Origin of the sequence: Anaeromyxobacter terrae, from assembly GCF_022690685.1 — a bacterium.
In the GTDB taxonomy this organism is placed as follows: domain Bacteria; phylum Myxococcota; class Myxococcia; order Myxococcales; family Anaeromyxobacteraceae; genus Anaeromyxobacter; species Anaeromyxobacter terrae.
In genome coordinates this window covers 32833-53505 of record NZ_JALCYY010000020.1, presented here as the reverse complement: position 1 = coordinate 53505, position 20673 = coordinate 32833, and the positions used below count along the sequence as shown (strand labels likewise).

Genomic DNA, 20673 nt, shown 5'->3' with positions numbered 1-20673 from the left:
AGGTGAGGGTTCGACGAGGCTTCGAGGTGCGACTTACGCCTTGATGGCGAGGAGCACGCAGACGACGATCGCGAAGAGCGTCACGCCCTCGATGAGGGCGGCGGCGATGATCATCGAGGTGCGGATGTCGCCGGCGACGGTCGGCTGGCGGGCGGAGCCCTCCATGGCGGCGGCGGCGAGCTTGCCGATGCCGAGGCCGGCGCCGAGGACGGCGAGGCCGGCGCCGAAGCCAGCGGAGAGGAACGCGAGGGCGGTGGAGGTCATGGTCTTCCTGCCTTGTCTTTCGAAAGGTGCGGGATTACCGGGCCGCTTGTTTCCCGTGGCGCGTGGAGCGCTCGACTACCCATGGCCGGGGGACGCCCCCGCCACGTGAGAACCGTGAGTGCCGTGATCGGCCGAGCCCATCCCCGGCTCGGCGTGGCCGTGCTCGCCGTGCTCCTCGTCGTGGCCGTGGTGCGCGAGGCCCTGACCGATGAAGAGCGAGGAGAGCATCGTGAAGATGTACGCCTGCACGAAGGCGACGAAGAGCTCGAGCATGTAGATGCCGAGCGCCATCGGCACCGAGCCGAACGCCACGCCCCAGTGCCCGAGGGCGAAGATGAGGCCGATGAGCGAGAAGATGACGATGTGGCCCGCCACCATGTTGGCGAAGAGACGGACGGTGAGGGCGAAGGGCTTCGTGAACAGGCCGAGGATCTCGACCGGGATCATGATCGGCCAGAGCCACGGCGCGACCCCGCCGGTGAGGTGCTTCAGCCACCCGCCGAGCCCCATCGCCTTGATCGCCGCGTACTGCGTGATGACGAAGGTGAAGAGCGCCATCGCGACCGTGACGGACAGGTTCCCGGTCGCCGTGGCGGACCAGGGGAGCAGGCCGAACAGGTTCACGAAGAGGATGAAGAAGAACGCGGTGACGAGGTACGGGACGAAGCGGTCGCCCTCGTGCTCGCCGATGTTCTTGCGGGCGATCTCGTTCCGCACGAACTGCACGAGCATCTCGAGGAAGTTGTAGAGGCCGCGCGGAACGAGCCCCTTCTTTCGCACCGCCGCGACGAACGCGACGATGAGCACGAGCGAGGCGAGCCACATCATCACCGCGTGCTTCGTGGGCGTCATGTCGAGCGCGCCGAAGACGAGCGGGCCGGACGCCTTGCCGGTGGCGGGGTCGCGCTGCGTGCCGAACACGTGGTCGAGGTCGATCTCGCAGTTCCAGGCGAAGCCGCCCTCGCAGTAGCCCGGGTACTCGAGCGTGTGACCGTCGGTCACGTGGTGCATGAGCGACTCGGAGAGCCCGCCGCCGTGCCCCCCGCCGCCGTGGCCGCCCTCGGCGGCGCCGTGCTCGCCGGCGGGCGCTTCGTGGACGGCCTCGCCGTGCCCGCCCTCCGGGGCGGGGGCGGTGGCCTCGTGCGCCGTCGCGGCATCGGTGCCGACGGCGGCGGGCGCCTGGGCGAGGGAAAGCGTGAGCGCGAGGGTCAGGATGGCGGTCATGCGGCCCTTCCCGTGTAGCGGCGGAGCGAGTGGAGGTAGGCGCCCTCGACGGCGCTGAAGGCGAAGTACGGCACGAAGAAGGCGACGACGAAGGCGAAGACGTTCTCGCCCGCGCGCGCGACGAACACCGTGCCGAGCGCGACGAGGAGGATGCGGGCGAGGAACGCGACGGTCATGACGAGCAGGGCGGGCTTGAGCGGCTTCTCGGCGTTCCGCACCGAGCGGGAGAGCACGAGCATCGAGCCGAGGGCCGTGAAGGTGCAGGTCGTCGCGCCGATGAGCGCCGCGCGCCGGTACTGCCCCGCGGCGAGCGCGAGGCCGACGAAGGCGAGCGAGAGGGCGACGGTGATGACCTGATGCTTCACTTCTTTCCCTTGAGGACCTGCCTGAAGAAGCTGATGAAGCCGCCCGTCATGCCGAGCACCGCCCCCAGCATCGTGAGCCAGGGGACCTCGTTCCCGAGCTTCCGGTCGGCGAGGTAGCCGAGGAACGTGAACACGCCGACCGCGCCGACGAGGCTCGAGGAGGCCGCCATGTACGGCGCGGCCTTCCGGTACCCCTCGGCGAGGCCGGAGAGCCCCTTGTCGTCAGGGGACCCGCGCTCTCGATCCTCGGGACCCGCCAAAGACCCTCCGCTGCCGGCCCCTCCGCACCCCGGAGAAGCGGGATTCCCCAATGCTTCCGCGGGCGGAAAGGCACGCCCGTATAGCAGGGGCGCGGCAGGGACGTCAATGGTCTCGCACCCCGACGGGAGCGCTCCCACCCCGCCCTCTTCAGGAGAGCGCGGCGAGCAGGCGGTCGGCGTCCTCGTCCGTGCTGTAAAGGTGCGGCGACACTCGGATCCGGTCGCCGCGCAGGGAGACCCAGACCTTGGCGGCGCGGAGCCGCTCATAGGCGGCCAGGGTGCCGGCGGAGGACTGCGCCCGCAGGCAGAGGAGGTGACTGCGCGCAGCCGGCTCGAGCGGGCTCGCGGCGGCGAAGCCGGGCGGCAGGCGCGCGAGGAGGCGATCGCCGAGCGCGCGCGCGTGGGCCTGGACCGCCGCGGGCGTGGCCTCGAGGAGGAGCCGGAGCGACTCGACGAACGGGAGGAGGTTGAAGAAGGCCGCCGTCTCGTGGGCGTCGTAGCGCTGCGCGCCGGCCTTGAGCTCGATGTGCGCGGGGAGGTGGTCGTAGTCCTCCGCCCCCTTCACCGCGAGCCAGTTCACGTCGCCCACCGCGAGCCGGTCGAGCACCTGCGCCGAGAAGAGGCCGAGCCCGCAGCCGTAAGGGCCGAGGAGGTGCTTGTAGGCCGAGGCGGCGTAGACGTCGACGCCGGAGCCTCCGAAGTCGAAGGGCAGCGCGCCCGCCGCCTGGCTCCCGTCCACCACCGTGATGGCGCCGAACCGGCGCGCCGCCTCCACGACGGGCCCGGGCTCGAGCCGCCCGCCGTGGAGGTACGAGACGTGGGCGAACGCGACGACCCGCGTGCGCGGGCCGACCGCCTCGGCGAGCCGCTCCGCCGAGACCGCGCCCGCCGGGTGATCGGGCTCGACGACGCGGATCGCGACGCCGCGACGCGCGAGCCAGCGCCAGGGGAGAACGTTCGAGGGGAACTCGTGGCGCGCGAGGACGACCTCGTCACCCTCGCCCAGATCGAGCCCGCGGGCGACCGCGTTCACCACCTGGCCGGCGCCGGTGACGAGCGCGACCGCCTCCTCGCGCGCGCCGAGGAGGCGCGCCGCGAGGGCGCGCGCCTCGGAGACCGCCGAGACGTAGGTCGCGCTCGAGATGCGCCAGGGGCGCTCCTTCAGCGCGAGCGCCTCGCGCCCGGCGCGCGACGCCGCGAGCGGGATGGGCCCCTGGCTCGCGGCGTCGAGGTAGGCGACGCCCTCGAACGGCGCGAAGCGCTCCGCCCAGCCGGGCGCCATCTAGACCTTCGCGGCCTCGGCGAAGGCCGCCTCGGCGGCGAGGAGCGTGTGCTCGACGTCGCCCTCGGAGTGCGCCGTCGAGAGGAACGCCGCCTCGAACTGCGAGGGGGGGAGGTACGCGCCGCCCTCGAGCATGCGGTGGAAGAAGGCGCCGAAGCGCTTCGTCGAGGAGTGCCGCGCGCTCGCCGCGTCGAACACCGGCTTCTCCGAGAAGAACACCGTGAGCATCGAGCCGACCCGGTTCACCTGGACCGGCACCTTCGCGGCCGCCGCGCGGGCGCGGAGCCCGTCCGCGAGCTTCGCGCCGAGCCCCTCGAGCTTCTCGTAGGCGGCGGGGGTCATGAGCCGCAGGGTGGCGTTCCCGGCCGCCATCGCCATCGGGTTCCCGGAGAGCGTGCCCGCCTGGTAGATGGGCCCCGCCGGCGCGACCCGGTCCATCACGTCGGCGCGCCCGCCGAAGGCGCCCACCGGCAGCCCGCCGCCGATGACCTTGCCGAAGGTGACGAGGTCCGGCCGGATGCCGTAGAGCCCGCACGCGCCGCCGGACGACACGCGGAAGCCGGTCATCACCTCGTCGACGATGAAGAGCGCGCCGTGCTTGCGGCAGAGCGCGAGCAGGCCCGCGAGGTAGCCCGCCTTCGGGACGAGCACGCCCATGTTGCCCACCACCGGCTCGATGATGACGCCGGCGAGCGTGTCGCCGCGCTCGGCGAAGAGCCGCTCCGCCGCGGCGAGGTCGTTGTACGGCAGCGTGAGCGTGTGCTTCGCGAGGTCCGCCGGCACGCCCGGCGAGTCGGGCAGCCCGAGCGTCTCGACGCCCGAGCCGGCCTTCACGAGGAGCGGATCGCCGGCGCCGTGGTAGCACCCCTCGAACTTGAGGATGTCGTCGCGCCCGGTGAAGCCGCGCGCGACGCGGATCGCGGCGGTGGTCGCCTCGGTGCCCGAGGAGCAGAAGCGCATCTTCTCGATCCAGGGCATCCGCTCGCGCACCAGCTCGGCGAGGGTGATCTCGCGCGGCGAGGGGGCGCCGAAGGACGCGCCCTCCTTCATGGCGTCCTGCACCTCGCGCATCACCTCGGGGTGAGCGTGCCCGACGATCATCGGGCCCCAGGAGAGCACGTAGTCGACGTAGTCGTTGCCGTCGACGTCGAACAGGTGGCTGCCCCTGCCGCGCGCGATGAAGCGGGGCGTCCCGCCGACGCCGCGGAACGCGCGCACCGGCGAGTTCACGCCGCCGGGGAACAGGGTCTGCGCCTTCGCGAACAGCTTCTCCGACAGGTCCGTCTTCATGGCTTTCCTCTGGGTGACTAGCGGAAGGCGGCGGCGCGATCGCCGGGCAGCGTCGCGGGCTTCGCCCGCTCGCGGCGCTCGGTGACCGCCTCGATGTTGGTCCGGATCGCGTCCGGGTTCGGGTGGATGGGCAGGGCGAGCGCGTACAGCTCGAGCGCCCGGTCGAAGCGGCCCGCCTGCGCGTGGATGAGGGCCTGCCCCTCGAGCGCGCGCGCCACGAGCTCCGGCCGCGGCTTTCGGTCGATGAGGGCCTGGAACGCCGAGAGCGCCTCGTCGTCGCGCTTCTCGAGCGACCACGCCTGCGCGGCGAGGAGCTGCGCCTCGTCGGCGAGCTCGTGGTCCGGCCACTTCTCGCGCAGGATGCGCGCCTCGGTGCGGGCCTGCGACCAGTTCTTGAGCTCGAGGTAGGCGCGCGCGACCTCGAGCTGGTAGCGCGGCGCCTCCGGCGCGTCCGAGGCGGCGACGTCGGCGTACTGAGCGATCGCAGCGAGCGGGTCGCGGAAGCGCTCGCGGTAGATGTCGCCGATCTGGACGCGCGCCTCGCGCGCCTCCTTGCCGCCCGGGTAGAGCGCCACGATCCGCCGGTAGTAGGAGATCGCGCCGGTGTAGTCGCCGAGCTCGAGGTACGAGACGTCCCCCGCGAAGCGGAGCGCCTTGAGGCGCACGGCCGCCTCGTCGGAGGAGAGCGCGGCGTCGCCGAGCTCGGCGAGCACCGCCTTGTAGCCCTGGAGCGCGCCCTTCGCGTCGCCCGCGTGGCGGCGCGCGGTCGCCTCCTCGAGGCGCTTCGCCGGCGAGGCGCAGGCGAGCGCGAGCGCCGCCGCGAGCGCGGCGGCGAAGGGGCCCGGGCGACGCCTCACGCGCCGGCCTCCGGCTCCCCGCCGCCCTCGTCCTCCGGCGAGCCCTCCGGCGGCTCCTCGCCCTCCGGCGCCTCGGCGACGCCGGCCGCGGCCGCCTCCGGGGTCGTCTCGGCGACGCGCGCGACGCCCACCACCTGCTCCGACTTCGACTCGAGCGTGATGAGCCGGACGCCCTGGGTGTTCCGCCCGATGACGCTGATCCCCCGCGCCGGCATTCGGATGAGCATGCCGCCGTTCGTGATGAGCATCACCTCCTCGGCGTCGGACACGAGCGCCGCGGCGACCACCGGGCCGTTCCGCTCGGTGGTCTTGATGGTGATGATGCCCTTCCCGCCGCGCGTCTGGACGCGGTACTCGGCGAGCTCGGTGCGCTTGCCGTAGCCGTTCTGGGTGACGGTGAGGACCGTCGGCGCGGGCTCGCCCTCCGCCGGCGCGGCGGGGATCGACTCGGCCGAGACGACCGCGTCGCCCGCCTCGAGGGTGATGCCCTTCACGCCGTAGGCGGTCCGCCCCATGGCGCGGACGTCCGACTCCTCGAAGCGGATCGCCATCCCCTGCGCGGTCGAGAGGAGCACGTGGCTCTTCCCGTCGATGAGCCGCGCCGCGATGAGCTCGTCGCCCTCCTCGATGCCGAGCGCGATGATGCCGGCGCCGCGCGGCCGCGCGAACTGCTCGAGGCGGGTCTTCTTGATGAGGCCCCGGCGCGTGGCCATGAACACGAACTGTCCGGCCTCGCCGGCGGCCGCCGCGCTCGCCTTCTCGGCGGGATCCGCTCCCTCGGCCTCGCCCGGCTCGGCGGCGATCTCGGCCGCCTCCTCGGCGCCGGCCGGCTCGGGGAGTCGCCGCACCGGCAGGATCGCCGCGACCTTCTCGCCCGGCGAGAGCTGCACGAGGTTCACGATGGGCTTTCCCCGCGCGGCCCGGCCGGCGGGCGGGATCTCGTGGACCTTGAGCCAGTAGACCTTCCCCTTGTCGGAGAAGACGAGCAGGTAGCTGTGCGTCGAGGCGACGAAGATCGACTCGAGGAAGTCCTCGTCCCGCGTCGCCGCGCCGGTCTTGCCGCGCCCGCCGCGCCGCTGGGCGCGGTAGAGCGACACCGGGTTCCGCTTCACGTAGCCGGCGTGGGAGACGGTGACGACCATCTCCTCCTCGGCGATGAGGTCCTCGGTGGAGTAGTCGGTCGCCTCGCCCAGGATCTCCGTGCGCCGCTCGTCGGCGAAGAGCTGCCGGACCTCCTTCAGCTCCGAGACGATGACCTCCATCATGACCGCCTCGGAGGCCAGGATCTCCTTCAGGCGGGCGATGAACTTCTGCACCTCGGCGAGCTCGTCCAGGATCTTCTGGCGCTCGAGGCCGGTGAGGCGCTGCAGCTGCATCTCCAGGATCGCCTTCGCCTGGAGCTCCGAGAGCGCGAAGCGCGTCATGAGCCCGTCGCGCGCGGTGTCTCGGTCGGGCGCCTTGCGGATGAGCTCGATGATCTCGTCGAGGTGGTCGAGCGCGATCTGCAGGCCGAGCAGGATGTGCTCGCGCTCGCGTGCCTTGCGCAGCTCGAAGCGCGTGCGGCGGGTGACGACGTCGCGGCGGTGGGCGACGAAGCGCTCGAGCATCTCCTTCAGGGTGAGGATGCGTGGCTGGCCGCCGTCGATGGCGAGGAGCGTCACGCCGAAGCCGGTCTGCATCTGCGTGTGCGCGTACAGGTTGTTCAGCACCACCTGCGAGACCGCGTCACGCTTCAGCTCGATGACGATCCGCATCCCCTCGCGGCTCGACTCGTCGCGGAGGTCGCTGATCCCCTCGAGGCGCTTCTCGCGCACGAGCTCGGCGATGTGCTCGACGAGCTTCGCCTTGTTCACCTGGTAGGGGATCTCGGTGACGACGATCGCCTCGCGCTCGGTCTTGGGGTGAACCTCGATCGACGCGCGCGCTCGCACCTGGATCGTGCCGCGCCCCTTCTCGTAAGCGGCGCGGATCCCGTCTCGCCCCTGGATGATCCCCGCCGTCGGGAAGTCCGGCCCGGGGATGAAGCGCATGAGGTCGAGGACGGTGGCCTTCGGGTTCTCGATGAGGTGCATCACCGCGTCGATCACCTCGCCCATGTTGTGGGGCGGGATGTTCGTCGCCATGCCGACCGCGATGCCCGCCGAGCCGTTGACGAGCAGGTTCGGGAAGCGGGTCGGCAGGACGAGCGGCTCGACGGTCGAGTCGTCGAAGTTCGGGCCCCAGTCGACCGTCTCCTTGTCGATGTCGGCGAGGAGGAAGTCGGCGAGCCGCTCGAGGCGCGACTCGGTGTACCGGTAGGCCGCGGCGGGATCGCCGTCGACCGAGCCGAAGTTGCCCTGGCCGTCGATGAGCGGGTAGCGGAGGTTCCAGTCCTGCGCGAGGCGGACCAGCGCGTCGTAGACCGAGGCGTCGCCGTGGGGGTGGTACTTCTTCAGCACCTCGCCGACGACGCCGGCGCACTTGGAGTAGCGCTTGTTGTGGTGCAGCCCCTCGGTGTGCATCGCGTACAGCACGCGGCGGTGCACCGGCTTCAGGCCGTCGCGCACGTCCGGCAGCGCGCGGCCGATGATGACCGACATCGAGTAGTCGAGATACGACTTGCGCATCTCGTCTTCGATCGCGACCTGGGCGCGGTGCCCGTCTCCGGGCGGCGGCGCCGCGGGGGCGGCGGGCGGGCTCGGCGGGAGGTTCTCTTCGGCCATCGGCGCTCTTCCCTCCCGGGCCAGAGGCGCGCGAGGGGGTTCGAGCGCGCGGGCCACCTGGGAGAAGGGGTGGTTTTAGCCGGTTTCCCTCGGAGATTCAACGCTTTTGCCCGTCCCGGGGCGGGCGTGCCGAGCCCTCGCCGCGATGAGCGCGCGGACCCCGCCGCGCCCTCCCGCGTCTTTCACGATCCGTCCGCTTTTCGTGCCTCTCGCGCCCTGAAAAAAGCAGCGGGGAGGCGCGCCATGCGCCTCCCCGCGAGGTCGAAGCCGTGAGGTGAGCGGACCTACCGCCCGGCCACCGAGAGCCGCGCCGCGGCCCGGCGCACGCGCGCCGACTCCTCGGCGTAGTGGCCGTCCTGCTCGGTCAGGCGGAGGAGCCGGTCCTGCGCCTCGTCGAAGGCGCGCTTCGCCCGCTCCACGTCGATGTCGGCCGCCGCCTCGGCGGTGTCGGCGAGCACGATGACCCGGTTGTCGGCGACCTGCAGGAAGCCGCCGCCCACCGCGTAGTGGTGCTCCCGCCCGCCCTCCACGTACGTGAGCCTGCCGGGCTCGAGCGCCGTCATGAAGGGCTCGTGGTTCAGGCGGATGCCGAAGCCGCCCGCGACGCCCGGCGCGCGGACCTCGTCTGCGGCGACGGAGAGGACACGCCGCTCCGGCGTGACGATGTCGAGGGTGAGCGCCATCGGTTACCCCGCGGCCAGCTTCTTCGCCTTCTCCACCGCCTCGTCGATGCCGCCCACCATGTAGAAGGCCTGCTCGGGGAGGTCGTCGTGCTTGCCGTCCACGATCTCCTTGAAGCCGCGGATCGTGTCGCTGAGCTCGACGTACTTGCCCGGGTTGCCGGTGAACTGCTCGGCGACGTGGAACGGCTGCGAGAGGAAGCGCTGCACCTTGCGGGCGCGCGCGACGGTGAGCTTGTCGTCCTCGGAGAGCTCGTCCATGCCGAGGATGGCGATGATGTCCTGGAGATCCTTGTAGCGCTGCAGCGTCTCCTGGACGACGCGGGCGACCTGGTAGTGCTCCTGGCCGACGACGAGCGGATCGAGGATTCGCGAGGTCGAGTCGAGCGGATCGACGGCCGGGTAGATGCCGATCTCGGTGAGCTTGCGGCTGAGCACCGTCGTCGCGTCGAGGTGGGCGAACGCGGTCGCCGGGGCCGGGTCGGTGAGGTCGTCGGCGGGGACGTAGATCGCCTGCACCGAGGTGATGGCGCCGTTCTTCGTGGAGGTGATGCGCTCCTGCAGCTCGCCCATCTCCGTGGACAGCGTCGGCTGGTAGCCGACGGCCGACGGGATTCGGCCGAGGAGCGCGGAGACCTCGGAGCCGGCCTGGGTGAAGCGGAAGATGTTGTCGATGAAGAGCAGCATGTCGCGGTTCTCTTCATCGCGGAAGTACTCCGCGATGGCGAGCGCCGAGAGGGCGACGCGGGCGCGCGCGCCGGGCGGCTCGTTCATCTGCCCGTACACGAGCACGCACTGGCTCTTCGAGAGGTCGTCCTTGTTGATGACGCCCGACTCGATCATCTCGTGGTAGAGGTCGTTCCCCTCGCGCGTCCGCTCGCCGACGCCGGCGAACACCGAGAAGCCGCCGCGCTTCTTCGCGACGTTGTTCACGAGCTCCATGAGGAGCACGGTCTTGCCGACGCCGGCGCCGCCGAAGAGGCCGATCTTGCCGCCGCGGAGGTACGGGGCGAGGAGGTCGATGACCTTGATGCCGGTCTCGAACGCCTCGATCTTCACGTTCTGCTCGACCAGGGTCGGCGCCGGGCGGTGAATCGGGAACTTGCGGACCGCGGCCACCGCCCCGCGCTCGTCGACCGGCTCGCCGACGACGTTGAGGATGCGGCCGAGCACCTCCTTGCCGACCGGCACGGAGATGGGCGCGCCCGTGGTCCTCACGCCCATGCCGCGCACGAGGCCTTCGGTCGAGTCCATCGCGATGCAGCGGGCGGTGTTCTCGCCGAGGTGCTGGGCGACCTCGATGACGAGGTTGTCGGCGCGCGCGTCGAGCGCGGGGTTCGTCACCGAGAGCGCGGTGTAGATGTCCGGCAGCGCTCCGGGCGGGAACTCCACGTCCACGACCGGGCCGATGACCTGGGTGATCCTGCCGCTCTGAACGTTCGTCGGGGTGGTCATGTCTTCCTTTCCCAAAGCTACTTGAGCGCCTCGGCGCCGCTCACGATCTCCATCAGCTCCTTCGTGACGTAGGCCTGGCGCGCGCGGTTGTACTGAAGGGTGAGCGAGGCGATCATCTCCTCGGCGTTCTTGGTCGCGCTCTCCATCGCGCTCATGCGCGCGCCGTGCTCGCTGGCCGCGGACTCGAGCAGCGCGCGCCACACCTGCATCGCGACGTGGCGGGGGAGCAGGTCGCGCAGGAGACCCTCGCGCGACGGCTCGTACTTGAAGTCGATGGCGGCGCCGCTCGCGTCGGCGCCGGGCGCCGTCTCGATGGGCAGGAGCTGGAACACCACCGGCTTCTGGGAGATGGCGCTCTTGAACTCGTTGTAGGCGAGGAAGACCGCGTCCACCTCGCCGGAGAGGTAGCGCTCCGTGTACTCGCGGGCGAGGTCCTCGGCCTTCTCGTAGGTGAGCGCCGCGTTCACGCCGGTGAAGTCCTTGCGGACCTCCACCTTGCGCGCCCGGAAGAAGTCGCGCCCCTTGCGGCCGACGGTGGCGAGCTGGACGCGCTCGAACCGGTCGGTGTTCTCGACGAGGAAGCGCTGCGTGCGCCGGGCGATGTTGGAGTTGAAGCCGCCGGCCAGGCCGCGGTCGCTCGTGATGACCACCACCTCGGCGGTGTGCTGGACGCGCGGGGCGAGGAGCGGGTGGGCGACCACCTCGTCCGCCGCCGCGCGCGCCGCGACCCGCGCGAGCGTCTGCTCGAGGAGCTGCGCGTACGGGCGCGTCTTCAGGATGGCGTCCTGGGCCCGGCGCAGCTTCGCCGCCGAGACCATCTTCATCGCCTTCGTGATCTGCCGCGTCGACTTGACCGAGCCGATGCGGTTGCGGATGTCGCGCAGTGAGGGCACGGGAGCTCGTCCTCGGAGGGCCTACTGGCCCTCGAACTGGAACACGCCGCGGAACTCGCGGAGCGCCGCGTCGAGCTGGGCCTTGATGCCGTCGTCGAGCGCCTTCTTCTCGGCGATCGCGCGGGCGACCTCCGGGTGGCGGCCGTCGAGGAACTCGATGAGCTCCTGCATGTAGCGGCCGATCTGCTCGACCGGCACCGGGCGGATCCAGCCCTGGCCGTTCTCGTCGCGCATGGTCGCGGCGTAGATCTGGATGACCTGCTTCTCGACCGGCATCGGCAGGTACTGGCCCTGCTTCAGCACCTCCACGAGCCGCTCGCCGCGGGCGAGGGTCTCCTGGGTGGCCTTGTCGAGGTCGGAGCCGAACTGGGCGAACGCGGCGAGCTCGCGGTACTGGGCGAGCTCGAGCTTGAGCGAGCCGGCGACCTGCTTCATCGCCTTGATCTGCGCGGAGCCGCCGACGCGGGACACCGAGATGCCGACGTTAATGGCCGGCCGGACGCCCTGGTAGAAGAGGTTCGACTCGAGGAAGATCTGGCCGTCGGTGATGGAGATGACGTTCGTCGGGATGTACGCCGACACGTCGCCGGCCTGCGTCTCGATGATGGGGAGCGCGGTGAGCGACCCGCCGCCCTCCTTGTCCGAGAGCTTCGCGGCGCGCTCGAGCAGGCGGCTGTGGAGGTAGAACACGTCGCCCGGGTACGCCTCGCGGCCCGGCGGGCGGCGGAGGAGCAGCGAGAGCTGGCGGTAGGCGACGGCCTGCTTCGAGAGGTCGTCGTAGATGATGAGCGCGTGGCGGCCGGAGTCGCGGAAGTACTCCGCCATCGTCACGCCGGTGTACGGCGCGAGGTACTGCATCGGGGCGGGGTCGGACGCGTTCGCGGCGACGACCGTCGTGTACTCCATCGCGCCGTGCTTCTTGAGCGTGTCGACGACGCGGGCCACCGTCGACTGCTTCTGGCCGATGGCCACGTAGAAGCAGTGGAGGTTGTTCCCCTTGTTGTTGATGATCGTGTCGATCGCGACGGCGGTCTTGCCGGTCTGGCGGTCGCCGAGGATGAGCTCGCGCTGGCCGCGGCCGACCGGGACGAGCGCGTCGATCGCCTTGAGGCCGGTCTGCATCGGCTCGTGCACCGACTTGCGCTTCACGATGCCGGGGGCCTTGATCTCGATCTTGCGGGTCTGCTTCGCGTTGATCGGGCCGCGGCCGTCGATGGGGTTGCCGAGGCCGTCGACCACGCGGCCGAGCAGCTCCTCGCCCACCGGCACCTCGGCGATCTTCCCGGTGCGCTTCACCGGGTCGCCCTCGCGGATGTGCTCCCAGGCGCCCATGATGGCGGCGCCGACGTTGTCCTCCTCGAGGTTGAGGACGAGGCCGCTCACCCCGCCCGGGAACTCGAGCAGCTCGCCAGCGGCGGCGCCGGCGAGGCCGTAGATGCGGGCGACGCCGTCCGCCTGGCTGAGGACGGTGCCGGTCTCGGCGACGTCGACCTTCTTGCCGTAGTCCTTGATCTGCTCGCGGATGATGCGGCTGATCTCGTCGGCGCGGATATCCATCGTGAGGCTCTCCGGAGGAGGATGAACTGACAGTTAAGGTTCGCTACTGCTTCAGCTGGCGCCGCAGATCCTCGAGCTGGGTGCGGACCGAGCCGTCGTAGACGACGCTGCCGACCTGCGCGACGACGCCGCCGAGCAGGGCGGGGTCGACCTCGCGGTCGAGGAGGACGGTCGCCTTCGTCGCCTGCGAGAGCCGGTCGGCGATCGCCTTCGCGGCGGCGGCGTCGAGGGGGACCGCGCTCGTCACCTTGGCGCGGACCCGGCCGAGGTGCGCGTCGGCGAGGGCCCGGAAGTGCTCGACGATGTTGCCCAGGTAGTCGAGGCGGTTCCGATCGCCGAGGAGGAGGAGCAGGTTCGCGGGCTCGGCCTCGAGCCGGAACGCGGCCGTGAGCTTCTCCACGATGGCCCGCCGCTGCTCGCGCGAGTACACCGGGTTGGACAGAACGTCGCGGAGATCGGCGGAGCCCTCGACAGCCTCCTTGAGGGACTGGAGGCTCTCGCTCCAGGGCTCTACTCGACCCATCTCCACAGCCAGGCTGAAGAGCGCCCGCGCGTACCGCCGGGCAATGGAACCCATGATCATAAGGGACGCGCTCCGTAGCACGGTGTGGGTGCGACGGTCAAGCACGAATCTCCCGACAGTACTTGGACTTACGCCTGTCCAAGCCCTCCCGTTTGACAGCCCGCGACCCCGCTTTACGTTCGCGTTGCCAAAAGGAGGATGAAAATCATGGCGATGCCGACGAGATGGGAGCCCTTTCGTGACCTCGCTCGTCTCCAGGACGAGATGAACCGGCTGTTCGACGACCGCACCTACAAGACCAGCGAGTCGGTCGGCTGGACTCCGCCCTGCGACATCTTCGAGGACGACGACGAGCTCGCGCTCCGCTTTGACCTCGCTGGGGTTGACCCGAAGGACGTGGACATCCGGTTCGAGAACGGGGTGCTCACGCTCAAGGGCGAGCGGAAGCTCGAGAACGAGGCGAGGCGCGACAGCTATCACCGCATCGAGCTGGCGTACGGGACGTTCACGCGCTCGTTCTCGCTGCCGGCCACGGTCGACGCCGAGAAGATCCGCGCCGAGGCGAGGAACGGGCTGCTCACCGTCCACCTGCCGAAGCGGGCCGAGACGAAGCCGCGGGCCATCCAGGTGAAGATCGGGGCGTAGCTCCCGAAGCGATGCCTGGGCGCTCCGCGCCCAGAGACGAGAAGAGCGGGCCCGGTCATCCCGGAGCCCGCTCTCTTCGTCTCTAGGGTGTTCGCGTGGTCGTGAAGGCTAGGACTTCACGGCGGCGACCGGGCCGGGAGCGGAGGCCGGCTTCGCGCCGCCCTTCTCCACGCCCTCCATCTTGGTCTGCCCCTCGAAGATCACGCCCTTCTCGATCATGAGGGACGGCGACTCGATGTTGCCGCGCATGCGCGCCGGGTGGTGCAGCTCGATCGCGCTCTTGGCGCGAACGTTCCCGTTGATCTCCCCGTGCACGATGATCGTGCCGCAGGTGATCTCGGCGTTGACCTTCGCGCCCTCGCCGACGACGAGCACGTCGTTCGTCACGATGGTCCCGGTGAACTTGCCGTCGATGCGGACGGTGCCCTCGAAGGTGAGCTTGCCCTCGAACTCGGACCCGCGGCCGAGCAGGGCGTTGAGATCGCCGGTGGGGGTGGGAACGGACGACAGCTCATCGCGCTTCAGCATGGCCATGTTTCTCGGCTCCTCGTTCGGTGACTTCGCGGGCGTGGGCGCTCCGGGTGCGTCCGCGCCGACCGCCGGCGACGTCGCCTCCTCCCGCAGCTTTGTCCAGAAGGACATCCGTCCTCGCTGTGGTTGCTCCCCGGACATCGGGGCTGCCGCCCCCTCGGGCGGCGGTACAGGGAACTACGCTCCAATCTTCGCGAGTATTCCGTCCAGCTCGTCGAGCGAGGAATATTCAATCTCCAGGCGCCCGGCGACTGCAGACTTGGGCACGACCCTACACCTGGCCCCCAGCCGGCGCTGCAGCCGCTGACCGAGCGCCTTGACGGCCGGGCTCTCGGAAGTGCTGGCGGGGCGGTCGCTTTCCTTCCGCCCGAGCGAGCGCACGAGCGCCTCGGTCGCCCGGACGGAGAGCCCCTCACGGATGGCCTTTTGGGCCGCCCGCTTGATGGCCTCGGCGTCGTCGATGGCGAGCAGGGCGCGGGCGTGGCCCATGTCGAGCTGACCCTGGCGGACCGAGTCGCGCACCTCCTCGGGGAGCTTCAGGAGCCGCAAGGCGTTCGCGACCGTCGAGCGCTCCTTGCCGACCCGCTTCGCGATCTCGTCCTGCTTGAGGCCGTGGTCGCTCGCGAGCACCTCGTAGGCCTCGGCCTCCTCGATCGCGTTCAGGTCGGCGCGCTGGAGGTTCTCGATGAGCGCGATCTCGAACGCCTGCCGGTCGCTCGTCTCGCGCACGATGGCGGGGATCTCGCGGACCCCGGCGCGCTGCGAGGCGCGCCAGCGCCGCTCGCCGGCCACGATGCGGTACTTGCCGCCCTCCTTGCGGACGAGGATGGGCTCCACCACCCCGTGCTCGCGGATGGACGCCGCGAGCTCCTCGAGCTTCGCCTCGTCGAAGCGCTTGCGGGGCTGCTCCGGGTTCCGCTCGATCGCCTCGAGCGGCAACGAGAGCAGCCCGCGTCCGGCGGCCGCCGGCGCAGCGGCGGGAGCCGACGCGGTCGCGACGCTCGCGGGCGGCGGCGCGTTCGAGAGCAGGGCGGCCATGCCCCGCCCGAGCGCCGGCCTCCGCTTGTCGGCCAGGCTCACGCGACACCTCCGAGCTGACCGAAGCGGCCCGTCACCTCGCGCGCGAGCTCGAGGTAGCTCTGGCAGCCCCTCGACGTCACGTCGTAGAGCAGGATGGGCTTGCCGTGGCTCGGCGCCTCGGAGAGCCGCACGTTGCGCGGGATGACGGTCTTGAAGACCTGGTCCGAGAATGTGCGCCGGATCTCGTCCGCCACCTGGTTCGAGAGGTTGTTGGGCGAGAACATGGTGAGGACGATGCCGTCCACCGTGAGCCCCGGGTTCGCGCTCGAGCGGACGAGCTCGATGGTCTTCAGCACGTCGGCGAGCCCCTCGAGCGCGTAGTACTCGCACTGGAGCGGGATGACGACGCCCTGGGCGGCGACGAGGCCGTTGAGCGTGAGGAGCCCGAGCGACGGGGGGCAGTCGATGACCACGTACTCGTACGAGCCCGCCACCTCGTCCACGGCACGCTTCAGGCGCGACTCGCGCGCCTCCAGCTCGGCGAGCTCGAGCTCCGCGCCGACGAGGTGCTTCGAGGCGGGGACGAGGTCGAGGAACTTGAGCTCGGTCTTGCGGACCGCGCTCGCCATCGGCACGCCGTCGACGAGCACCTCGTAGATGGAGTGCTCCGACTCGTCGCGCCGGATGCCGAGGGCGCTGCCGGCGTTCCCCTGGGGATCGACGTCGACGAGGAGCGTGCGCCGCTCGGCGGCGGCGAGGGAGGCGGCGAGGTTCACGGCCGTCGTGGTCTTGCCGACGCCGCCCTTCTGGTTCGCGATGGTGAGGATCCGGCCCATGGCCTGAGCATCCGTCCGCGGGGCGCGCGCCCCATCCGTCGTGTTCGCCAACTCGGGACCTCTCGGTTCGTTCGCGCGACCCCCTGGCCGCGCCGGCGCGCACTGTGCCCGATCGATCTGACACGACGCGGCGCCCGAACGCTTCCGGCGCCTCCGCTTTCCGCCCATCGTCGCCCTCGTCCTTCTCGCCTCCGGCTGTTCCACGTGGAACGTTCTCCCGGGCCAGGAGCGGCCGCGGGTCTGCCTGGCGGAATGTTTCACGTGGAACACCGCCACCGGGGGCCTGCTTCCCGCGGGCGCCGACCGGCCTGGCGCGCGTCCCCAGCTCAACGGCGAGCCGACGCGCGGACCGCCCGCGGCGCTCAGCCTGCCCGCGCGGCGCACTCTGCCGTCACCCCGATTCCGAGCCACCCGGCACGCGTGGCCCGGGAGTGGTCGCTGCCTTCAACGACGCGGCGCGACGGGTCGTCGTTCGAGAAGAGAGGAGCGTCACGCGGCCTGGCGCCGCGCCCGCCTTCGCATCGGCCGCGGATGCGATGCCCAGGCGGTGACCTCCCAAGAGCCAGCTCCCGGCTGACAGGCGCCCGGGGCAGGCCGACGCGGTCCTCATTCCGTGGACGGTGAGCCGCGCCCGCGCCCCAGCAACGTTCCACGTGGAACAGCGGCGGCGGCTCCTCGGCCTACTTCTGCGCGCGCCCAGAGCTCGGGAACCGACTCGGTGTCGCTCCTGGTGGGCACCGTTGCCTCGGACGACCGTACGTCTTCTGGGACGGGACGGGCCACGCCTCACGCACTCCATCGTGAAGCAGAGCCTCGACATAACGCCCGACGCTCGTCCACCGGGTGCTCTCGATCCAGGGCGCCGGCACCTCCGAGCCCGCAGCCGACTGTCACCCATGCTCCCGGTCTGGTTTGTTACCGAGGCTCCCGGTTCATGCACTGGCTCAGGACCAGCGATCTTCGATCCGCTCGTCGCTTACCCTGTCGAAGCACGAGCGGGGGAAGGTCGACGCAAGCGGCCACGGCCATCAGTCCGAAGGCGGGATGGGGATCGAGGTCCGGTGCAGACCCCGGATCCATCGGCGGCGAGAGGCCATCTCGAGCCGGCATCTCCCCGGCACCGCGCACGCACCGACGAGCCTCCGGGCCGCGCGCCGTGCCCGACGTTCCACGTGGAACACGCTCCACGCCTCCCGGCGAAGGGCGTGCCTCCAGAAGGCGACCCGTAGCTCCGAGGGCACCGTTCTCCGGCCACGGGCGCGGCGTTGGCCGCCCGTCCGGTCCGTGCGAAGCCGCGCCCGCCCACCGCACGCAGCCCACGGCCTCGGCCAAGCGCCGCTCGCGCGCCTCGCCATCGCTCCGGGCGCGATGGCCCCGGCGCCGCGAACCCGCACCGCCTCCGTCCCGGGAAATCCAGAAGCGCGACAGCCCGGACGCACGCACGTGCACGGACATCGCCCCGTCAGGAGACCGGGAGGCGCTGCATTCCGCCCGGGCGACCGCCCAGCGCCGGAGGGTACGGGCGCGATCGAGCATCGCGGAGACCGAGCGCGGCTCGATGGCGGAGGCGAACCGGGAGCTGAGAGCCCGTTGCGTTCGCCATCCTCGGGAAGCCCCCATCGCAGGACGAGCAACCGACCTGCGCTTGCGACGTCCGAGTCGAGTTCAGCACCCCCCGCGACCCGCGCCCGGGCTCACCCCGCGACGGTGGCGCCGAGCAGCGAGCCGAGTTTCTCGTCAGACCATTTGCGTCGCCCGCGCCCTGCGCCCACGCGTGCCTCGCCCCGCCAGCGCTCAGCGTCGCCATGGGCCTCCGCGCAGCGAACCCGCGCCGCCTCCAGCTTCTCCAGCTACCCGTCGTCACCGCGGGCATGGGACGCTCACCCCGCCACGCTCCCCGCTCTCTTCAGCGGTGGTGGGGCAGGGGCCGGACCTTCGCGACGGGTTCTCCGGGCGCCTTCACCGGCGAGCGGACCGCGCAGCCGGCGCGGGTCCGGGACCGCCTGGCTCACTCCCTTGCGACTCGCGCCGTTCCACGTGGAACATCGCCTTCCGGAACGAAGCTCCATCCCGGCGAGGACGCCCGCACCCGCGAGTGCGGGAACTGCTCGGAGGCCTGATGCAGGACCGGCCCCCGCGGACTCGCGTGCTCCTCCCGGGCCCCGTCGATCTCCTCTCGATGCCAGCGAGGCGATAGGTTTCGCCCCGCGCCCCCGCCGCCGCCTCGCGGAACGGGCCGAGACATCACCTCGTACGATGCAGACTTCGGGCGGCCCGGCGCACGACCGTGCCCTCCTGCTCGTGGCGCGCCCCCGGCGCGGCGAAGGACGACGTCCCTGTAGCGCGCGTCGAAGCCGATCTTGGCGAGGCGGCCTGAAGCGCCCGTGCGCCGGTCACGAGTACCGAGCGTTCATCGCATCCGGCGCGTGCTCGAGCATCGGCGGGTCGCGCTCCTGCGGTGCGTCTCGACTCGGCCACACGGGGAACCTCCACCGAGTCGGGGGAAGGGCGCGCCGGAGCCCTCGGATACCGCCTCGAGGCGACGGTGCACCGCATCATGAAAGCGAGGCGGAGCGCTTCGTGTACGCGCTTCGCCCTGAGCCCCGCCCGCTTCGCCATGGCGGGGATATGGAGGCGACCTACGCCTTCCTGGCGAAGGAGCGCTACGGACTCGTTCCCGACCCCGACGCCGGAACACCGTCGCGCACGACCCCCACGACACTGCCGGCGCTCTCATCGCTTCCCGAGCCCCTCGGCACGGCCGCCCTCTGGACCGGCGCGTTCGCCAAGGACATCGCCATGCTCGCCGCGGCCGAACGCCCCGGCGTTGGTGCACCTGAGCGGGTGCGCCTCGAGCGGCGCACCGCTCCTCGACGCGAGCAGCGCCGACCCCGAACGCGCGATCACCGGGTCTCCCGGTTCGACGCCGCAGCCGGTCGGCGTCCGGGCGCGAATCGCCGGCTCCTGGGGTTCGGAAGGGCCGCCCACCGAGAAGGCGCGCGCGCGATCCGCCGGAAGGGCTCGCTTCACTTTCCGTGACCAGGGCCTCCAGGACGAGCGCCCGCCGGGAGTTCCCAGTTGCACATACAACCACGAGGGCAGAGCCATGGGCGCCAAGTGGTCAGCCGCGCCGGGCGCGCGTGGGACCTCCTTGCCCGGGGCGCAAATGGGGCTCATCCTGTCCGCCCACTGCCCCGAGGCGCGAAGGCGTTGACGCCGCATCTCGACGCCTCTACAGCGGAGGCATGGTGCGACCCATCGTCAACGCGCTCGCCCTCGTCCGCGCTCGCCGCGTGCGGGCGTGCCTCGTCGCCGCGCTGCTCTCGGCCTGCCGCCACGCGCCCGTGACCGACGTCCCTCGCTTGACGCTCGCGGGACGGTGGGACGAATCGATCGCGGCGCTCGAGCGGGCGCTGGCCGCCCGCCGCGGGGACCGCGCGCACCTGCTCGTCCAGCTCTCGGAGGCCGAGCGAGAGCGCGCGCTCGCCCGCGGAGGCGACCTCGAGCCCGCGATCTCCCGCGCCGAGGAGGCGCGCGCGGCCGCCACGTCCCCGGCAGGCGTCGCCGACGCGATGGACGCCGGCGCGCTCGCGGCGTACTGGCGGACCTTGCTGGCGGCGCGCGGGGACTGGGGACCGATCGAGCGCGACTTCCGCGAGGCGCTCGCGCTCCGCCGCCCGCTCGGCGATCACGGCGCGCTCGCCGACTCGCTGTTCCACGTCGGCCTCGTCGCGCAGGTGCAGGGCCGCGACGCCGAGGCCGCTCACGGGTACGCCGAGGCGCTCGCCGAGGCGAGGGCCGCTGAGGACCCGATGCGGATCTCCTACGCCATCCGGCACCAGGCCGATCTCGCCGAGAAGGCGGGCCAGCCCGCGAAGGCGCTCGCGAGCCACCGCGAGTCACTGCGCCTGCGCGAGCAGGCAGGGTTCACGGTCGGCCAGGCGAACGCGCTCGTCGCGATCGCCTCGCTCGACCGCCCGAACGCGCGCGCCCACCTCGAGCGGGCCCGCGCGCTCGTCGCGTCCGTCGGGCACCTCGATCGCGCGGCTCGCGCGGATGACGCTCGCGGACTCGAGCGGCGACTGCCCGGGCGCGCGCGGGGACCTCGAGGCGGCGCGCCGGCTCGCGGAGGGGACGGACGCGGAGGCGGACGTCGCTCGGGCCGGTTCGCCAGGCAGCGAGCGGCACGGCTGCGCGCTCGGCCTGGAGCCTGAGGCCGCCCCTCCCGGTGGACGCTGAGGAGGCCGGGCGCAGTGCGGCGGGGAGCTGCGCCCGTGGTGGGGTACCCA

At 71.6% G+C, this 20673-nt stretch carries 19 protein-coding genes; 3 read left to right on the top strand and 16 right to left on the bottom strand.

Translation table 11 applies throughout. The annotated features are described in order from the left end of the window. Positions 1-33: 33 nt before the first annotated feature. From atpE to atpH, 13 genes are all read right to left on the bottom strand, one after another. Positions 34-264 (bottom strand): ATP synthase F0 subunit C, encoded by a 231-nt coding sequence (atpE, locus tag MNY62_RS11135; RefSeq protein WP_242334192.1) that lies wholly within the window; start codon positions 262-264, stop codon positions 34-36. Positions 265-339: 75 nt separating this feature from the next. Next, the gene (locus MNY62_RS11130) at positions 340-1488 is read right to left on the bottom strand and encodes a F0F1 ATP synthase subunit A (RefSeq protein WP_242344229.1); all 1149 of its coding nucleotides are present in this window, start codon (positions 1486-1488) and stop codon (positions 340-342) included. Beyond that, positions 1485-1853, bottom strand: coding sequence for a hypothetical protein (locus MNY62_RS11125; protein WP_242344228.1), 369 nt, complete (start codon positions 1851-1853; stop codon positions 1485-1487). Before MNY62_RS11125 ends, MNY62_RS11130 begins: the two co-directional genes overlap by 4 nt. Further along, entirely contained in the window at positions 1850-2113 is a 264-nt protein-coding gene (locus tag MNY62_RS11120) for an AtpZ/AtpI family protein (RefSeq protein ID WP_242344227.1), read from the bottom strand. Before MNY62_RS11120 ends, MNY62_RS11125 begins: the two co-directional genes overlap by 4 nt. 148 nt (positions 2114-2261) lie before the next feature. After that, positions 2262-3395 carry an aminotransferase class V-fold PLP-dependent enzyme gene (locus tag MNY62_RS11115; protein WP_242344226.1) on the bottom strand — a complete coding sequence of 378 codons (1134 nt, stop codon included), beginning with the start codon at positions 3393-3395 and terminating at the stop codon, positions 2262-2264. Further along, the gene (gene hemL / locus MNY62_RS11110; RefSeq protein ID WP_242344225.1) at positions 3396-4685 is read right to left on the bottom strand and encodes a glutamate-1-semialdehyde 2,1-aminomutase; all 1290 of its coding nucleotides are present in this window, start codon (positions 4683-4685) and stop codon (positions 3396-3398) included. A 17-nt stretch (positions 4686-4702) separates the two neighbouring features. After that, the gene (locus tag MNY62_RS11105; RefSeq protein ID WP_242344224.1) at positions 4703-5542 is read right to left on the bottom strand and encodes a tetratricopeptide repeat protein; all 840 of its coding nucleotides are present in this window, start codon (positions 5540-5542) and stop codon (positions 4703-4705) included. Then, positions 5539-8244, bottom strand: coding sequence for a DNA gyrase subunit A (gene gyrA / locus MNY62_RS11100; RefSeq protein ID WP_242344223.1), 2706 nt, complete (start codon positions 8242-8244; stop codon positions 5539-5541). The genes MNY62_RS11105 and gyrA overlap by 4 nt, the downstream gene beginning before the upstream one ends. Before the next feature lie 284 nt (positions 8245-8528). Continuing rightward, positions 8529-8927 carry a F0F1 ATP synthase subunit epsilon gene (locus MNY62_RS11095; RefSeq protein WP_242344222.1) on the bottom strand — a complete coding sequence of 133 codons (399 nt, stop codon included), beginning with the start codon at positions 8925-8927 and terminating at the stop codon, positions 8529-8531. A gap of 3 nt (positions 8928-8930) precedes the next feature. Further along, positions 8931-10379, bottom strand: coding sequence for a F0F1 ATP synthase subunit beta (atpD, locus tag MNY62_RS11090; protein ID WP_242344221.1), 1449 nt, complete (start codon positions 10377-10379; stop codon positions 8931-8933). Positions 10380-10396: 17 nt separating this feature from the next. Beyond that, positions 10397-11272, bottom strand: a complete 876-nt coding sequence (gene atpG / locus MNY62_RS11085) for an ATP synthase F1 subunit gamma (RefSeq protein WP_242344220.1) — start codon at positions 11270-11272, stop codon at positions 10397-10399. 21 nt (positions 11273-11293) lie between these two features. Further along, on the bottom strand, positions 11294-12829 hold the full coding sequence (atpA, locus tag MNY62_RS11080; protein ID WP_242344219.1) for a F0F1 ATP synthase subunit alpha: 1536 nt from the start codon (positions 12827-12829) through the stop codon (positions 11294-11296). Positions 12830-12872: 43 nt separating this feature from the next. Then, positions 12873-13412 (bottom strand): ATP synthase F1 subunit delta, encoded by a 540-nt coding sequence (gene atpH / locus MNY62_RS11075; RefSeq protein ID WP_242344218.1) that lies wholly within the window; start codon positions 13410-13412, stop codon positions 12873-12875. A 147-nt stretch (positions 13413-13559) separates the two neighbouring features. On the opposite strand from atpH, the gene MNY62_RS11070 reads away from it, so the two are divergent. Further along, entirely contained in the window at positions 13560-13997 is a 438-nt protein-coding gene (locus tag MNY62_RS11070; protein WP_242344217.1) for an Hsp20/alpha crystallin family protein, read from the top strand. Between the two features lie 108 nt (positions 13998-14105). On the opposite strand, the gene MNY62_RS11065 is transcribed toward MNY62_RS11070, so the two are convergent. From MNY62_RS11065 to MNY62_RS11055, 3 genes are all read right to left on the bottom strand, one after another. After that, positions 14106-14531, bottom strand: a complete 426-nt coding sequence (locus tag MNY62_RS11065) for a bactofilin family protein (RefSeq protein WP_242344216.1) — start codon at positions 14529-14531, stop codon at positions 14106-14108. Between the two features lie 174 nt (positions 14532-14705). Beyond that, positions 14706-15608 (bottom strand): ParB/RepB/Spo0J family partition protein, encoded by a 903-nt coding sequence (locus MNY62_RS11060; protein WP_242344215.1) that lies wholly within the window; start codon positions 15606-15608, stop codon positions 14706-14708. Further along, the gene (locus tag MNY62_RS11055; protein ID WP_242344214.1) at positions 15605-16384 is read right to left on the bottom strand and encodes a ParA family protein; all 780 of its coding nucleotides are present in this window, start codon (positions 16382-16384) and stop codon (positions 15605-15607) included. The genes MNY62_RS11060 and MNY62_RS11055 overlap by 4 nt, the downstream gene beginning before the upstream one ends. Positions 16385-19012: 2628 nt before the next feature. Between MNY62_RS11055 and MNY62_RS11050 the strand changes: the two genes are divergently transcribed. Together MNY62_RS11050 and MNY62_RS11045 are read left to right on the top strand one after the other, a co-directional pair. Further along, positions 19013-19423 carry a hypothetical protein gene (locus MNY62_RS11050; RefSeq protein ID WP_242344213.1) on the top strand — a complete coding sequence of 137 codons (411 nt, stop codon included), beginning with the start codon at positions 19013-19015 and terminating at the stop codon, positions 19421-19423. A gap of 206 nt (positions 19424-19629) precedes the next feature. Beyond that, a complete protein-coding gene (locus MNY62_RS11045) occupies positions 19630-20598 on the top strand; it encodes a hypothetical protein (protein WP_242344212.1) in 969 nt (322 codons plus the stop codon). Positions 20599-20673: the final 75 nt, after the last annotated feature.

Coding starts and splice junctions, on each gene's coding strand:
- MNY62_RS11050 (WP_242344213.1), top strand. CDS start 19,013: ATGGAGGCGACCTACGCCTTCCTGGCGAAGGAGCGCTACGGACTCGTT.
- hemL (WP_242344225.1), bottom strand. CDS start 4,685: ATGAAGACGGACCTGTCGGAGAAGCTGTTCGCGAAGGCGCAGACCCTG.
- MNY62_RS11115 (WP_242344226.1), bottom strand. CDS start 3,395: ATGGCGCCCGGCTGGGCGGAGCGCTTCGCGCCGTTCGAGGGCGTCGCC.
- MNY62_RS11065 (WP_242344216.1), bottom strand. CDS start 14,531: ATGGCCATGCTGAAGCGCGATGAGCTGTCGTCCGTTCCCACCCCCACC.
- MNY62_RS11130 (WP_242344229.1), bottom strand. CDS start 1,488: ATGACCGCCATCCTGACCCTCGCGCTCACGCTTTCCCTCGCCCAGGCG.
- atpH (WP_242344218.1), bottom strand. CDS start 13,412: ATGATCATGGGTTCCATTGCCCGGCGGTACGCGCGGGCGCTCTTCAGC.
- atpE (WP_242334192.1), bottom strand. CDS start 264: ATGACCTCCACCGCCCTCGCGTTCCTCTCCGCTGGCTTCGGCGCCGGC.
- MNY62_RS11070 (WP_242344217.1), top strand. CDS start 13,560: ATGGCGATGCCGACGAGATGGGAGCCCTTTCGTGACCTCGCTCGTCTC.
- MNY62_RS11045 (WP_242344212.1), top strand. CDS start 19,630: ATGGTGCGACCCATCGTCAACGCGCTCGCCCTCGTCCGCGCTCGCCGC.
- MNY62_RS11055 (WP_242344214.1), bottom strand. CDS start 16,384: ATGGGCCGGATCCTCACCATCGCGAACCAGAAGGGCGGCGTCGGCAAG.
- atpA (WP_242344219.1), bottom strand. CDS start 12,829: ATGGATATCCGCGCCGACGAGATCAGCCGCATCATCCGCGAGCAGATC.
- MNY62_RS11095 (WP_242344222.1), bottom strand. CDS start 8,927: ATGGCGCTCACCCTCGACATCGTCACGCCGGAGCGGCGTGTCCTCTCC.
- gyrA (WP_242344223.1), bottom strand. CDS start 8,244: ATGGCCGAAGAGAACCTCCCGCCGAGCCCGCCCGCCGCCCCCGCGGCG.
- atpD (WP_242344221.1), bottom strand. CDS start 10,379: ATGACCACCCCGACGAACGTTCAGAGCGGCAGGATCACCCAGGTCATC.